14 protein-coding genes are annotated in these 12,974 nt (G+C 72.8%); 9 read left to right on the top strand and 5 right to left on the bottom strand.

Going from position 1 to position 12,974, the window contains the following annotated elements; genetic code table 11:
* Nucleotides 1-23: 23 nt before the first annotated feature.
* The 4 genes from ACF1GV_RS19220 (at nt 24) to ACF1GV_RS19205 (ending at nt 3,307) form a co-directional block, all read left to right on the top strand.
* Nucleotides 24-932 (top strand): carbohydrate ABC transporter permease, encoded by a 909-nt coding sequence (locus tag ACF1GV_RS19220; RefSeq protein WP_391682137.1) that lies wholly within the window; start codon nt 24-26, stop codon nt 930-932.
* Nucleotides 929-1,819, top strand: a complete 891-nt coding sequence (locus ACF1GV_RS19215) for a carbohydrate ABC transporter permease (protein WP_391682135.1) — start codon at nt 929-931, stop codon at nt 1,817-1,819. The genes ACF1GV_RS19220 and ACF1GV_RS19215 overlap by 4 nt, the downstream gene beginning before the upstream one ends.
* 141 nt (nt 1,820-1,960) lie before the next feature.
* Nucleotides 1,961-2,851: an NAD(P)-dependent oxidoreductase gene (locus tag ACF1GV_RS19210; protein WP_391682132.1), complete on the top strand. Its 891-nt coding sequence runs from the start codon at nt 1,961-1,963 to the stop codon at nt 2,849-2,851.
* Nucleotides 2,852-2,887: 36 nt separating this feature from the next.
* Nucleotides 2,888-3,307, top strand: a complete 420-nt coding sequence (locus tag ACF1GV_RS19205) for a PPOX class F420-dependent oxidoreductase (protein ID WP_391682129.1) — start codon at nt 2,888-2,890, stop codon at nt 3,305-3,307.
* An 85-nt stretch (nt 3,308-3,392) separates the two neighbouring features.
* Here ACF1GV_RS19205 and ACF1GV_RS19200 read toward each other — a convergent pair whose 3' ends face one another.
* Genes ACF1GV_RS19200 through ACF1GV_RS19190 form a run of 3 tightly spaced genes read right to left on the bottom strand, consistent with a single transcriptional unit; the run spans nt 3,393 to nt 5,481 of the window.
* Nucleotides 3,393-4,301 carry a phosphotriesterase gene (locus tag ACF1GV_RS19200; protein ID WP_391682127.1) on the bottom strand — a complete coding sequence of 303 codons (909 nt, stop codon included), beginning with the start codon at nt 4,299-4,301 and terminating at the stop codon, nt 3,393-3,395.
* Nucleotides 4,298-4,882 carry a DUF4865 family protein gene (locus ACF1GV_RS19195; RefSeq protein WP_391682124.1) on the bottom strand — a complete coding sequence of 195 codons (585 nt, stop codon included), beginning with the start codon at nt 4,880-4,882 and terminating at the stop codon, nt 4,298-4,300. The genes ACF1GV_RS19200 and ACF1GV_RS19195 overlap by 4 nt, the downstream gene beginning before the upstream one ends.
* Before the next feature lie 29 nt (nt 4,883-4,911).
* Nucleotides 4,912-5,481, bottom strand: a complete 570-nt coding sequence (locus ACF1GV_RS19190; protein WP_391682122.1) for a TetR/AcrR family transcriptional regulator — start codon at nt 5,479-5,481, stop codon at nt 4,912-4,914.
* A 121-nt stretch (nt 5,482-5,602) separates the two neighbouring features.
* Here ACF1GV_RS19190 and ACF1GV_RS19185 point away from each other — a divergent pair, with 121 nt between their 5' ends.
* The 4 genes from ACF1GV_RS19185 to ACF1GV_RS19170 all read left to right on the top strand — a co-directional run bounded on the left by ACF1GV_RS19185 (nt 5,603) and on the right by ACF1GV_RS19170 (nt 9,783).
* On the top strand, nt 5,603-6,070 hold the full coding sequence (locus ACF1GV_RS19185; protein ID WP_391682119.1) for a hypothetical protein: 468 nt from the start codon (nt 5,603-5,605) through the stop codon (nt 6,068-6,070).
* A 127-nt stretch (nt 6,071-6,197) separates the two neighbouring features.
* A complete protein-coding gene (locus ACF1GV_RS19180) occupies nt 6,198-6,479 on the top strand; it encodes an SHOCT domain-containing protein (RefSeq protein WP_391682117.1) in 282 nt (93 codons plus the stop codon).
* The gene (locus ACF1GV_RS19175; RefSeq protein ID WP_391682114.1) at nt 6,476-7,225 is read left to right on the top strand and encodes an ABC transporter ATP-binding protein; all 750 of its coding nucleotides are present in this window, start codon (nt 6,476-6,478) and stop codon (nt 7,223-7,225) included. The genes ACF1GV_RS19180 and ACF1GV_RS19175 overlap by 4 nt, the downstream gene beginning before the upstream one ends.
* Nucleotides 7,222-9,783 (top strand): ABC transporter permease, encoded by a 2,562-nt coding sequence (locus ACF1GV_RS19170; protein WP_391682112.1) that lies wholly within the window; start codon nt 7,222-7,224, stop codon nt 9,781-9,783. The genes ACF1GV_RS19175 and ACF1GV_RS19170 overlap by 4 nt, the downstream gene beginning before the upstream one ends.
* Nucleotides 9,784-9,944: 161 nt before the next feature.
* Here the strand turns inward: ACF1GV_RS19170 and ACF1GV_RS19165 are convergent, their stop codons facing one another.
* Nucleotides 9,945-10,535: an ATP-binding protein gene (locus ACF1GV_RS19165; protein ID WP_391682110.1), complete on the bottom strand. Its 591-nt coding sequence runs from the start codon at nt 10,533-10,535 to the stop codon at nt 9,945-9,947.
* A 769-nt stretch (nt 10,536-11,304) separates the two neighbouring features.
* Here ACF1GV_RS19165 and ACF1GV_RS19160 point away from each other — a divergent pair.
* Nucleotides 11,305-12,429, top strand: coding sequence for a PLP-dependent cysteine synthase family protein (locus ACF1GV_RS19160; protein WP_391682107.1), 1,125 nt, complete (start codon nt 11,305-11,307; stop codon nt 12,427-12,429).
* A gap of 20 nt (nt 12,430-12,449) precedes the next feature.
* Here ACF1GV_RS19160 and ACF1GV_RS19155 read toward each other — a convergent pair whose 3' ends face one another.
* Nucleotides 12,450-12,830: a hypothetical protein gene (locus ACF1GV_RS19155; protein ID WP_391682105.1), complete on the bottom strand. Its 381-nt coding sequence runs from the start codon at nt 12,828-12,830 to the stop codon at nt 12,450-12,452.
* Between the last annotated feature and the right edge of the window lie 144 nt (nt 12,831-12,974).

Below are 12,974 nucleotides of genomic sequence, written 5' to 3'. Positions count from 1 at the left end.
CCCGCCCCGAAGGAGGTGCCCCCATGGGACACGCCGGCACACCCCACGGCAGCATGCGGCACCGGCTGCGCCACTCCCTGTACGTCGCGCCCGCCCTCGCCCTGGTCGCGCTGTTCGTCTACTACCCGATCGTCGAGAACGTCCGGCTCAGCCTGTTCAAGTTCAGCGTCTTCAAGCCCGGCATGCGCTACGTCGGACTGGACAACTACCGGCAGGCGGTCGCGGACCCGGTGTTCTGGCAGGCCCTGCTCAACAACGTCTTCTACGCGGTGACGTCGGTGGTCTTCCAGGTAGGCGCCGCCCTGGTGCTGGCCGCCGTACTGGAGGAGGCCGTCGGGCGCCGGCTGCGCGGGCTGCTGCGCACCGTGTACTTCGTCCCGGCGGCGGTGTCGATGACGGTGGCCGGCCTGCTCTTCCAGTTCCTCTACCAGCCGGACGCGGGCCTGGTGAACAGCGCCCTGAAGGCCGTCGGCCTCGGCTCCCTCCAGCACGACTGGCTCGGCGACGCCGCCACCTCCATCTGGGGCGTGATCAACATGAGCCAGTGGCAGTCCTTCGGCTACACCACGATGCTGCTCACCGTCGCCATGCAGCGCATCCCGCGCGAGCTGTACGAGGCGGCCACCGTCGACGGCGCCGGACGCGTCCGCACCTTCTTCACCGTCACCGTGCCCATGGTCCGCGAGATGACCACCCTGCTCGTCATCCTCACGATCTCCGGCGCGTTCCTGGTCTTCAACGAGGTGATGGTGATGACCGGCGGCGGCCCGTCCAACTCCAGCCAGGTCCTCGGCACCTGGCTGTACGCCTCCGCCTTCACCGGCGACGACATGGGCTACGCCGCCGCCATCGGCACCGTGATGTTCCTGATCACCTTCGCCGCAGGGGCCGTCCAGCTCCTGCACTCCCGCAGGAAGGCGGCCACGGCATGACCTTCACCCTCGACCGGTCCCAAACCCCGGCCACCGCCGCCGCGCCGCCCGCCCGGCGCGCCCGCACGGCCGGCACGGCGGCGCTGCGCGTCCTCGCCCACGCCACGCTCGCGGGCCTCGCGATCGCCGTGCTCTACCCGTTGTTGTGGATGGCCGTCTCCGGCCTGAAGTCCAACGGGGAGATCTTCTCCGACCCCTGGGGCCTGCCCGCCCACCCCCACTGGGGCACCTACGCCGACGCCTGGCACCAGGGCGTGCTCGGCTACCTCCTGAACTCCCTGCTGGTCACCTCCGCGAGCGTCCTCGCCGTCGTCCTGGTCAGCGCGTGGGCGGCGTACGGCCTGACCCGCCTGGACATCCCCTGCTCACAGCCCGCGCTGCTGCTGGTCCTCGGCGCGATGATGCTCTCGCCGACCGTCGCGATCGTGCCGCTGTCCCAACTGCTCCAGGCCCTGCACATCTACGACACCTACTGGGCGCTGATCGTCCTGTACACGGCGTTCAAGGTGCCCTTCACCACCTTCCTCATACGCGCCTACCTGCTCGGCCAGCCGGTGGAGGTGGAGGAGGCCGCGTTCATCGACGGCGCAGGACGCTGGCAGACGTTCTGGCGGGTGGTCGTGCCGATGGCCCGGCCGATCCTGGTCTCCGCGGCGGTCCTGCAGTCCCTGTTCGCCTGGAACGAGTACGCCTTCGCGCTGGTCTTCATCACCGACGACCGGCTCAAGACGCTCCCGGTCGGTCTCGCCGACATGGCCGGGCGGCTCAACTCCGACTGGCCGGTGCTGTTCGCGGGCCTGACCATCGCCGCCCTGCCGATGATCGCGGTCTTCCTGATCGGCCAGCGGCACTTCGTGCGCGGCCTGTCGGCGGGCATCGGCAAGTGAGTTCCGCGGACCCGTGGCCCGAACGGCGCTCACCCGAACGCGGGGCAGCGGGCCCGCTCACGGCGTGCTTGCCGGGGCCGTCTCCGGGAAGGCTGGAGCCTGAGGTCCGCACCGCCCACCACGAGTAGGAACTCCCGCCTCATGACCGACAAGCTCACCGTCAGCGTCCTCGGCACCGGCATCATGGGCGCCGCGATGGCCCGCAACCTCGCCCGCGCCGGCCACACCGTCCACGCCTGGAACCGCACCCGCGCCAAGGCCGAACCGCTCACCGCCGACGGCGTGCGCGTCGCCGACGACCCGGCCGGGGCGGTGCGGGACGCCGACGTGGTCCTGACCATGCTGTACGACGGCGCCGCCGTCCGGGACGTCATGCGCGAGGCCGCCCCGGCCCTGCGCCGGGGAGCCGCCTGGGTCCAGTCCACCACCGCCGGCCTGGACTCCGTACCCGAACTGGCGGCCTTCGCCCACGAGCACGGCCTGATCTTCTACGACGCGCCCGTGCTCGGCACCCGGCAGCCCGCCGAGGCCGGGCAGCTCACCGTCCTGGCGGCCGGCCCCACCGAGGGCCGCGACACGGTGACGCCCGTCTTCGACGCCGTCGGCGCCCGCACGGTGTGGACCGGCGAGGACGGCTCCGCGGCCAGTGCCACCCGGCTGAAGCTGGTCGCCAACAGCTGGGTGATCGCGGCCACCGCGGCGGCGGGGGAGACGCTGGCGCTCGCCAAGGCGCTCGGCGTCGACCCGGGCGGCTTCTTCGACCTCATCGCCGGCGGACCCCTCGACATGGGGTACCTGCACGCCAAGGCGGCCCTCGTCCTCGACGACAAGCTGACGCCGCCCCAGTTCGCGGTGGTGACCGCGGAGAAGGACGCCCGCCTGATCGTGGCGGCCGGCGAGCGGCACGGCGTGCGCCTCGACGTGGCCGCCGCGAGCGCCGAGCGCCTGGCCCGGGCCGCCGCGCAGGGCCACGCCGACGAGGACATGGTCGCCGCCTACTTCGCCAGCTTCCCCGACGAGCCGGCGTCCTGAGCCATCCATCGACACCCGACACGACGGAGGAACCCCATGTCCAAGCCGCCGCTGCCGCCGCAGGCCGTGGAGCTGCTGCGCCGCCCCAACCCGTGCGTCATGGCCACCGTGCGCTCCGACGGCGCGCCCGTGTCCACCCCCACCTGGTACCTGTGGGACGACGGCCGCGTCCTGGTCAACCTCGACGAGGGCCGCGTCCGCCTGAAGCACCTGCGCCACGATCCGCGGGTGACCTTGACCGTGCTCTCCTCGGACGACTGGTACACCCACGTCACGCTCATCGGCCGCGTCGCCGAGATGTACGACGACAAGGGCCTGACCGACATCGATCGGCTCGCCGCGCACTACATGGGCGGGCCGTACCCGCGCCGGGAACGTGCCCGGGTCAGCGCCTGGATCGACGTCGAACGCTGGCACGGCTGGGGCGAGATGAAGGACAGCGACCAGCCGGGCTGAGCCACCCTCGGCCGCGCCGCAGCGGCCGGACCGGCCATCTCACCGCGGGGCGGGCGGAACCCGACGCGATCGGGTCATCGCGGGCTCACCGCCAGTCGACCGCGAAGGCGTGCGCCGGGTTGTCGGTGAGAACGCGTGTCACCACTTCCTCGCCCAACACCGCCGCGAGCCGCGGCCGCACCCGTCGCAGGAGGTACGGCATCCCCGGGCCGCCGTCGACGGAGCGGGCGGCGGCGGTCGTGGTGTCGCCGCCGAGCAGCAGCCGGTCGCCGAAGCCGGCCTCGGCGAGGGCCGTCACGGCGTCCGGCATGCGCCAGTCGGTCGCGTGGTGGGCGCGGGACGGCCCGTCGAAGGCGAGCCAGCAGCCGGACCGCGCCGCCTGGAGGTGCGCCACCGGGTCCGGGAAGCGGTTGAGATGACCGAGGATCACCCGGTGCGGCGGCACGCCCAGCTCCCCGCACAACAGGTCGAGCACGTCCGCCGCGCCCGTGCCCAGCTCCAGGTGGACGGCGATCGGCGCACCCGTCGCGTGGTGCGCCTCGGCGGCCGCGGTCATCGTCCAGCGCGCGTGCTGGTCCAGGGCGTGGAAGCCGCCGGCCACCTTGATCAGTCCGGCCCGCACCCCCGAGGTGCCGATGCCGTCGGTGAGCTCGGCGACGAACACCTCGTCGAGCCGCCCGCGCAGCTCCTCGAGCACGTTCTCGGCGTAGTGGACGTCCTGGTGCAGTCCCGTGGCGGCGACCACGTGCACCCCGGTGTCCCGGGACAGCGCCGGCAGGTCGGCGGCCCGCCGCCCCAGCCCGTACGGCGTCCACTGCACCACACCGCCGCCGCCCTGGTCCCGGAACGCGGTCAACTCCGCCCGCGCGGCGGACACACTGTTCAGCTCCTGGCCCGGCAGGCGGGGGCTGGCGAAGAACAGGTGGTCGTGGGCGTCGCACACACCCAGCCACTCCGGCTCGACGTCCCCGAGCACCGTACGGATACGGCTCACCACTGCCGACCCCGCGGCAGCCGACCGAGCTCCGGCGCGGACAGGTGGAGCACCTGGAACACCTCGCCCTCGGCCTTCGGTTCCGGATGCGACCACAGCGAGAAGTGGACGATCTCCCAGCGGCTGGAGTCGACCACCGCCGCGGCGAGCACGGCCCCGTCCTCGGCGGCCGTCCGTGCCGCCGCGTCGGCCGCGTCCGCCATCACCTCCGACAGCACCACACCATCGGGCACGGACTGCGTGCGCAACACGGCGACGACGGCCGGGGAGCCGGCGGCCGCACCCTCCTCGTAGGCCAGTCCCGTCCATTGCCGCACGACCGGCCGGCCGAAGTCGTCGACGGGCCCCTGGAACGGACCGCCCCACAGGAAGCGGTTCATCCCCTCCACGGTGCGCCACAGGTAGAACGGCGCGTACTGGTTCACCGGCGAGCCGTCCACGCCGCGCTCGCGGATCAGGTACGCCTTGAGCCCGAGCCCCTCCCAGTCGTCCAGTGTGTGTCCGAGGCGGGACACGCGCGCGCGGACGACGCCCATGTCGTAGTCGGCGGGGAGCGTCATCGCGTACTGCATGGCGTGCACGGGGCGGTCCTTCCTCGGGCGTGCGGGGATCAGGGCGCGAGCAGGGCGAGCAGCCCGCGCACACCGGCGTCGAAGGCGGCGGGGGAGCCGGAGGCGCGGGCCAGGACGTAACCGCCCTGAACGGTCGCGACGATCGCGGAGGCGATGTCCTCGCTGTCGAGGCCGGACGCGAACCGGCCCTGCTCCTTGCCCTCCTCGACCAGCGCGGCGAGCCGGGCCCGCAGCCACGCGAGCGTCTCGTCGACGGGGGCGCGCAGCTCGGGGCTCGCGATGACGTCCGGGTCCATGGTCAGCCGGCCCACCGGGCAGCCGCGCAGCACATCGCGCTCCCGTGTGAGATACGCGGCGATGCGCTCGTACGGGGTGCCCGGGCCGTCCAGTACCCGCCCGGCGGCGGCCCGCATCTCCGCTGCCGTGCGCTGGATGGCGGCCAGCGCGAGATCGGGCTTGCCCTTGAAGTGGTGGTACATGCTGCCCTGGCCGGCGCCCGCGCGCTCCAGGATCGCCTTCGGGCTGGTGCCCACGTAGCCGCGCTCCCACAGCAGCTCGCGGGTGGACTCGATCAGTCGCTCCGACGTGCTCATGCGCCCACTGTACATACCGGTAGGTACAGAATCCAGGCGAGTACCGGACGCAGTATCGGTGCAACCAACACGGCTTCCGATATGTCTCCTTCGGCAAAGGGAGGCCGCTATGTCTCCCTCGGCAAGGGAGCCCGCCATGACCGCACTCACCGCGTCCCGCCCGCCGCGCCGCCGGACCGTCGCCCTGTCCGCCGCCGCTCTCACCCTCGGTGTCCTGGCCACCGCCACGGCCGCCACCGCCTCGCCCGCCGAGCACGCCGCACGGTCCACCCGCACCAAGGAGATCGCGTCCTCCGTACTCGGCTCGGACTACAAGGTCACGCTCACCGCCCTGCGCTCGGGCACCGACCCGTACGCCGCCTCGGTGCGTCTGCGGGTCTTCGTCCACAAGGGCGGTGCCTGGAAGGAGTCCGACCGCGTCCAGGTGGGCAGGGCGAACGGCTGGTTCTGGTATCCGCTGACCGGCAGGCACGCCGTGGGAACCTTCTCCACCGCGAGCACCGAACCGGCCCCGGTCCAGGTCCGCCTGCTGATCACCCCGTCCATCGGCTACTCCGGGACGTACTCCTACGTCATCCGCCACGGGGACGTCACTGCCCGCTGACCACCCCCGCGTACTCCCGGAGAGGTACGCGCAACTGCCGCCGGCCGTACGACGACCGGGGAGGGGTGCCGGGGCGACGCTCGGAAGCACACCGCAAGGACACGTACTTCCGAGGAGATGACCGACCATGCAGACCCTGGCGCACTTCGGCGACGGCGGGCCCGGCCCGTGGATCCTGCTCTTCCCGGTGATCTGGGCGCTGGTCATCGGCGGCGGCATCGCGCTGCTGCGCCGCACCGCCTGGCGCGGCGGTCGGCGCGGCCCCTGGCGGCCGCCCGCCGCCGACGACCCCTCGCCCCTGACCCTGCTCGGCCGCCGCTTCGCCGCCGGCGAGATCGACGAGGACGAGTACTGGCGCCGGCTGTCCGTCCTGGACGAGCAGTTCGGCCGCAAGGGCGGTGCGGCATGACGACCACCACCGCCGTGCGGACGGCCGCCCGGGTCGTCGACGCCGTCAAGGTGTACGGCAGCGGCGACACCGCCGTCAGGGCCCTGGACGGGGTGAGCGTGGCCTTCCCGGCCGGACGCTTCACCGCGATCATGGGGCCCTCCGGCTCCGGCAAGTCCACCCTGATGCACTGCGCGGCCGGCCTCGACACCCTCACCTCCGGCTCCGCCCACATCGGCGACACCGACCTCGCCGGCCTCGACGACCGCCGGCTGACCCTGCTGCGCCGCGACCGGGTCGGCTTCGTCTTCCAGGCGTTCAACCTGGTGCCGACCCTGACCGTCGCCGAGAACATCACCCTGCCGCTCGACCTCGCCGGCACCCGCGGCGAGACGGAGTGGATCGACGCGCTGATCGACGTCGTCGGGCTGCGCGACCGGCTCCACCACCGCCCGGCCGAGCTCTCCGGCGGCCAGCAGCAACGCGTCGCCGTGGCACGGGCGTTCGCAGGCCGGCCCGAGGTCGTCTTCGCCGACGAGCCGACCGGCAACCTCGACTCCCGCTCCGGCGGCGAGGTGCTCGGCCTGCTCGGCCGGGCCGTGCGCACCATGGACCGCACCGTCGTGATGGTCACCCACGACCCGGTGGCCGCCGCCCACGCCGACGAGGTCGTCTTCCTCGCCGACGGCCGCCTGGTCGACCGGATGCAAAACCCGACCGCCGACCATGTGCTGGACCGCATGAAAGCCTTCGAGGTCCCCTCGTGAACGCCGCCGCACGCCTGAGCGTGTCCTCCCTGCGCGCCCACAAGCGCCGCTTCGCCGGCACCTTCCTCGCCGTCTTCCTCGGCGTGGCGTTCCTCGCCGGGACCCTGGTCATGGGCGACACACTGCGCGCCAGCTTCGACTCCATGTTCGGCAGCGCCACCGCCGGCACCGACGCCGTGGTCCGCAGCGCCGACGCCATCACCACGCCCGGCGAGAGCCAGGGCGTACGGCAACCCGTCCGAACCGACCTGGTGAAGCGGATCGAGGGCGTGCCAGGGGTGGCCGCGGCCGCGCCGAACATCCAGGGCGCCGGCCAGCTCGTCGGCAGCGACGGCAAGCCCGTCGGCGGCCAGGGCCCGCCCACCCTGGCGGGCAACTGGATCAGCGACCCGCAGCTCAACCCCTACCGGCTCGCCGAGGGCCGTGTCCCGCACCACTCCGGCGAGGTCGTCGTCAACCGGGGCGCCGCCGAGAAGGGCGGCCTGCACCTCGGCGACACCACCGTGCTGCGCACCCCCGACCCCGTGCGGGTGCGGATCGTGGGCCTCGCGACGTTCGGCGGCGCGGACGGCATGGCGCAGGTGACGTTCACCGGGATGACGCAGTCCGATGCGGAGAAGTACCTCACCGCTCGGCCCGGCCGGGCCGCGAGCATCCAGGTGCGGGCCGAGGCCGGGGTGAGCGAGCGTCAGCTCGTCGAGCGGCTGACGCCCGTGCTGCCGCGTGGCGTCGAAGCCATCACCGGGCAGGAATCGGCACAGGAGAACACGGACATGATCTCCAGCCAGTTCCTGACCGTCTTCACCACTTTCCTCCTGGTCTTCTCCGGTGTCGCCCTGCTGGTCGCGACCTTCTCCATCCACAACACCTTCGCGATCGTCGTCGCCCAGCGCACCCGCGAGAACGCCCTGCTGCGCGCGCTCGGCGCCTCACGCCGTCAGGTCACCGCCACGACCCTCGCCGAGGCGAGCGCCGTCGCCGTGACCGCCTCGCTCGCCGGACTCGCGGGCGGCGTCGGCATCGCCGCCGGGCTGCAGGCGCTGTTCCCGGCCATCGGGTTCCCTTTCCCGGACGGCGGCCTGGTGATCCGTACGCTGTCGATGGCGCTGCCACTGGTGGCCGGTGTCCTGGTGTGCCTCGGCTCCGCGCTGCTGCCCGCCGTGCGCGCCGGGCGCACCGCGCCGCTGGCCGCCCTGCGGGAGACGGCCGTCGACACCTCCGGCGCCTCCCGGCCGCGTGCCCTCGCCGGCGCCGGACTGATCGTCCTGGCTGCCGCCGCGACGCTCACCGGAGTGCTGCTCGCGCCGTCGGTGTGGCTCGCGGGCGCGGGCGCCGTCCTGGCCCTGGCCGCGTTCGTCGTCCTCGGACCGGTCGCCGCCGGCATCGCCGTACGCCTCCTCGGCAGCCCGCTCGACCGGCTGCGCGGGGTGACCGGCGCCCTGGCCCGGCGCAACGCGCTGCGCAGCCCGAAGCGGACCGCGGCCACCGCGGGGGCGCTGATGATCGGCGTGGCGGTGGTGTCCCTGTTCACCGTCTTCGGCGCCTCGCTGAAAGCCACCATGGACCAGACGGTCTCCCGCTCCTTCGCCGGTGACGTCGCCGTCAGCACCCCGTCCTTCGGGGCGGGTGGCAGCGGGCTCAGCCCGAAGCTGGCGCCCGCGATCGCCCGGCTGCCCGAGGTGGACACGGCCGTCGGGCTCGGCAGGGGAGTGGCCCAGGTCGACGGCGAGGGACGGGCGCTGACCGTGACCGATCCGGTCGCCCTCGCCCGCACCTTCGACCTCGGCACCGTGCGCGGCGACCTGCGCGACCTGGGCGGCGACGGCATCGCCGTCACCCGCGCGGAGGCCGACCGGCAGGGACTGAAGCCCGGTGACACCGCCGAACTCGCCTTCACCGACGGCCGGAAGCAGCCCTTCATCGTCCGCGCGGTCTACGGGCAGTCCGAACTCGCCGGCGACTACGTCATCACCCGCGCCGCCTGGGCCCCGCATCGCACCCAGGACTCCGACACCCTGGTCGCCGTCTCCTTCAGGGACGGCGTGAGCGCGGGCACGGGCAAGGCCGCCGTGCAGAAGGTCGCCGCACAGTACGGCGACCCCGAGGTGCAGACCCGCGACGAGTACGCCCAGTCCTCGGCGGGCGGGATCGACATGATGCTCACCCTGGTCTACGCGCTGCTCGCGCTCGCGGTGCTGATCGCCCTGCTGGGCATCGCCAACACGCTGACGCTGGCGATCCACGAGCGCACCCGCGAACTGGGGCTGCTGCGGGCCGTCGGTCAGACCCGCGGCCGGCTGCGGGCCATGGTGCGCTGGGAGTCGGTGCTGGTCGCCGCCTTCGGCACGGTCGGCGGGCTCGGCCTCGGCGCCTTCCTCGGCTGGGTGCTGGTCCAGGCCTCCGACGGCGCGTCGGACAGCGCGTTCGCCTTCGCCCTGCCGCCCGCCCAGCTCGCCGTGGTCGCGCTGGTCGGCCTCGCGGCCGGAGCCCTGGCGGGACTCAGGCCGGCCCGCCGAGCCGCCCGGCTGGACGTCCTGCGGGCGATCGCCACCGAGTGAGACGGGGACGCGAGCGATCGGGGCGGCGCCGTCGCCGGGTGACGGAGAGCGCCCTCCCGGGAGGTGGCGGCGTCGTCGGGTGACGCGGCGGCGCTGTCGAGCGATACGGCGGCGCCACGCGGAACACGGGTCCGCGCGGCGCCGCGCCCCTCACCGCCCGGTCAGCCGACAACGGCCGACCGGGCGGGAGCGTGCGCGTGCGCCGGCGCGGGCTCGTCGACCACCGGCGCCACGGATGCCACAGGGGCAACAGGGGTCACCGGGCCCACGGATTCGACGGCGACCTCGACGAACCGGGGCGCAGTCGCGGCCGTCGGCTGCGGGGTGCGCTCCGGCCGGCTGCGGGCCGAGGGCGCGGGCAGGGTGAACCAGACGACCTTGCCGTCCTCGCCCTCGGGGCGCGCCCCCCAGCTCTCGCTGACGGCGGCGACCATGGAGAGGCCCCGCCCGCAGGTGGCGTCCGTGTCCGCCGAATGGGTGGCGTCCACGACCGGGAGGCGCGGGTCGCGGTCGCGGACGGAGACGACGAGCCGGTCCAGCATCAGCTCTATCTCCACGGTGCATGTCTTGTCGGGCTCGGCGTGCTGGTGGACGTTGGTGAGCAACTCCGTCACACCGAGCGTCGCCCGGTCGATGAGGGGATCCAGATGCCAGTAACGCAACTGCGCAGATACGATTCTGCGGACTTGGCCGATCCGCGACGGCAGGGCTTGGAGCTCCACCGTGCAGTGCCTGCTCGGGTAACTGATCACGGCTGCGACTCCCCGACGTGAGGTCCGGAAGAACACGGAGTACGGATCTTCAGCAGGACGCCTGCGTGACACTGTCGCCTGCTGTCGTGGCCGGCGGGCTGGTTCGCAGCGTTATCGCCGGTAAACCCTAAGTGACGTGTGAACAGCGTGGCGCAAGGGGTGTCGTCCCGCAACTCGCGGCGACCGGTCGACTGCGCCACGTGCTCACCCACCATGCCCGGCGGCTTCGGCCGACGCGTGTACGTGCGTCGTGCCACAGCTGACCGGGCGCACCGGGGGACGGGCGAACCGGCTGCTCCGACGGATGAGCAACTCCGGCCGGGCGCCGCTGATCCGGACCCGTGCGGCCCGGATGAGCGACCGCGGTCTCCTGCCGATCCGCACGTCCGTGGCCGTGAACTCCGGCTCCGCCATGCCGACCTGCCCCCCTTGCGCGTGTGGTGATCCGGGCGCGCCCCGCCGGGCACACGTGGCCCCTGTCCCGTACGACCCGGGACTGTGGGCCTCGTCACGTCCGGCAGTCTGCCCGCGCGCCGCGCCGAACACCAGGGTGCGACAGCGCGTCCCGGCGCACTGACCGAATGCGCCCCCCACGTCACAGCGCGCTCACCCGGCCTGTGCCTCGGTGGCCTCGCACACACGTGCCCCAGCGCTGCTTTGAGCCGCCCAAAGAGGTGTTTATGCAGGTGAGAAGTGGTGCGAGCGGTGCCTATCATCGGGGTGTCGGCCGCGCGACGCGCCGTCGGCGCGAAGTGTGAGGAGCACCGTCGTGAGCACCATCGAGCACACCCCGGCCGGCGCGACCCTGGACGTCGACCGCAGCGACACCACCTACCGCGACTGGCTGAAAGAAGCCGTCCGCAAGGTCCAGGCCGACCACAACCGCTCGGCCGACACCCACCTGCTGCGCTTCCCGCTGCCCGAGCACTGGGGCATCGACCTCTACCTCAAGGACGAGTCGACCCACCCCACCGGCAGCCTCAAGCACCGCCTCGCCCGCTCGCTCTTCCTCTACGGCCTGTGCAACGGCTGGATCCGCCCGGACCGCCCGGTGATCGAGGCGTCCAGTGGGTCCACCGCCGTGTCCGAGGCGTATTTCGCCAAGCTGATCGGCGTGCCGTTCGTCGCGGTGATGCCGCGTACGACGAGCGCCGAGAAGATCCGCCTGATCGAATTCCACGGCGGCCGGTGCCATTTCGTGGACGACCCGCGCACCATGTACGAGGAGTCCGCCCGTCTCGCGGCGGAGACCGGCGGCCACTACATGGACCAGTTCACCTACGCCGAACGGGCCACGGACTGGCGCGGCAACAACAACATCGCCGAGTCCATCTTCCGCCAGCTGGAGTTGGAGCGGTTCCCGGAGCCGGCGTGGATCGTCGCCACCGCCGGCACGGGCGGCACGTCCGCGACCATCGCACGTTACGTCCACTACATGCAGTTCGACACCCGGATCTGCGTCGCCGACCCGGAGAACTCCTGCTTCTTCGAGGGCTGGACCACCGGTGATCCGGACGTCACCTGCGACTGCGGGTCACGGATCGAGGGCATCGGCAGGCCGCGCATGGAGCCGAGCTTCGTGCCCGGCGCGGTCGACCGCATGATGAAGGTCCCCGACGCGGCCTCCGTCGCCGCCGTACGCGCCCTGGAGCGGGCCATCGGCCGCAAGGCGGGCGGCTCGACGGGCACCGGCCTGTGGAGCGCCCTGAAGATCGTCGCCGAGATGGTCGCCCAGGGCCGCCACGGCAGCGTCGTCACCCTGCTGTGCGACCCCGGCGACCGCTACCTCGACAAGTACTACTCCGACACCTGGCTCGCGGAACAGGGCCTGGACATCGTCCCGTACACCACCGCCATCGACTCCCTGCTGGCGACGGGGGTGTGGCCGGGCTGAGCGGCCGTTCCCGACGGGGGTCAAAGATCGCCGAGTTCCGCGATCAGGCCCTCGTCCCGCATGCCCGGCAGGGCATAGCCCTCCTCCTCGTCCCACGGCACGTCGACATCGTCGAGGTGCACGCCCCAGGCGGCGTCCGGCACCGCCCGACGCAGCTCGGTCAGCGAGCCCAGCACATGCTCGATCACCGGTAGCAGCCGGCTGGGATCGCTCGGCATCTTGGTCGACCCGGCGAGTATCTCGTCGGGCTCGCTGCGCACGTCGGTGTACAGATACAAACTCTCCTCGTCGTCGTACGGGAACGACGCCAGGTGGGCCTGCACCGTGCGCTCGATCCCGGCTCTCTCGGCCTCGGTCAAAGGCCCCTCACGGCAGGCGCGATAGTAAAGGGACACGCTCATGCGGCGAGCCTAGAGGGTGGGTACGACATCGCTCTCCGCTTACGGCGACGTCAGCCCGTCAGCCGGCGGCGCAGCGCCTCGACCGCGTCCCGGAAACCCGTGCCGGACCAGGGCGGGCCGCTGGGGCGGGAGCGGACCCACCCC

Source organism: Streptomyces sp. NPDC014006 (genome assembly GCF_043088925.1).
Taxonomy (GTDB): domain Bacteria; phylum Actinomycetota; class Actinomycetes; order Streptomycetales; family Streptomycetaceae; genus Streptomyces.
This window is presented reverse-complemented; position numbering and strand designations above follow the sequence as displayed.

Coding starts and splice junctions, on each gene's coding strand:
- ACF1GV_RS19215 (WP_391682135.1), top strand. CDS start 929: ATGACCTTCACCCTCGACCGGTCCCAAACCCCGGCCACCGCCGCCGCG.
- ACF1GV_RS19155 (WP_391682105.1), bottom strand. CDS start 12,830: ATGAGCGTGTCCCTTTACTATCGCGCCTGCCGTGAGGGGCCTTTGACC.
- ACF1GV_RS19220 (WP_391682137.1), top strand. CDS start 24: ATGGGACACGCCGGCACACCCCACGGCAGCATGCGGCACCGGCTGCGC.
- ACF1GV_RS19205 (WP_391682129.1), top strand. CDS start 2,888: ATGTCCAAGCCGCCGCTGCCGCCGCAGGCCGTGGAGCTGCTGCGCCGC.
- ACF1GV_RS19190 (WP_391682122.1), bottom strand. CDS start 5,481: ATGTACAGTGGGCGCATGAGCACGTCGGAGCGACTGATCGAGTCCACC.
- ACF1GV_RS19180 (WP_391682117.1), top strand. CDS start 6,198: ATGCAGACCCTGGCGCACTTCGGCGACGGCGGGCCCGGCCCGTGGATC.
- ACF1GV_RS19185 (WP_391682119.1), top strand. CDS start 5,603: ATGACCGCACTCACCGCGTCCCGCCCGCCGCGCCGCCGGACCGTCGCC.
- ACF1GV_RS19210 (WP_391682132.1), top strand. CDS start 1,961: ATGACCGACAAGCTCACCGTCAGCGTCCTCGGCACCGGCATCATGGGC.
- ACF1GV_RS19175 (WP_391682114.1), top strand. CDS start 6,476: ATGACGACCACCACCGCCGTGCGGACGGCCGCCCGGGTCGTCGACGCC.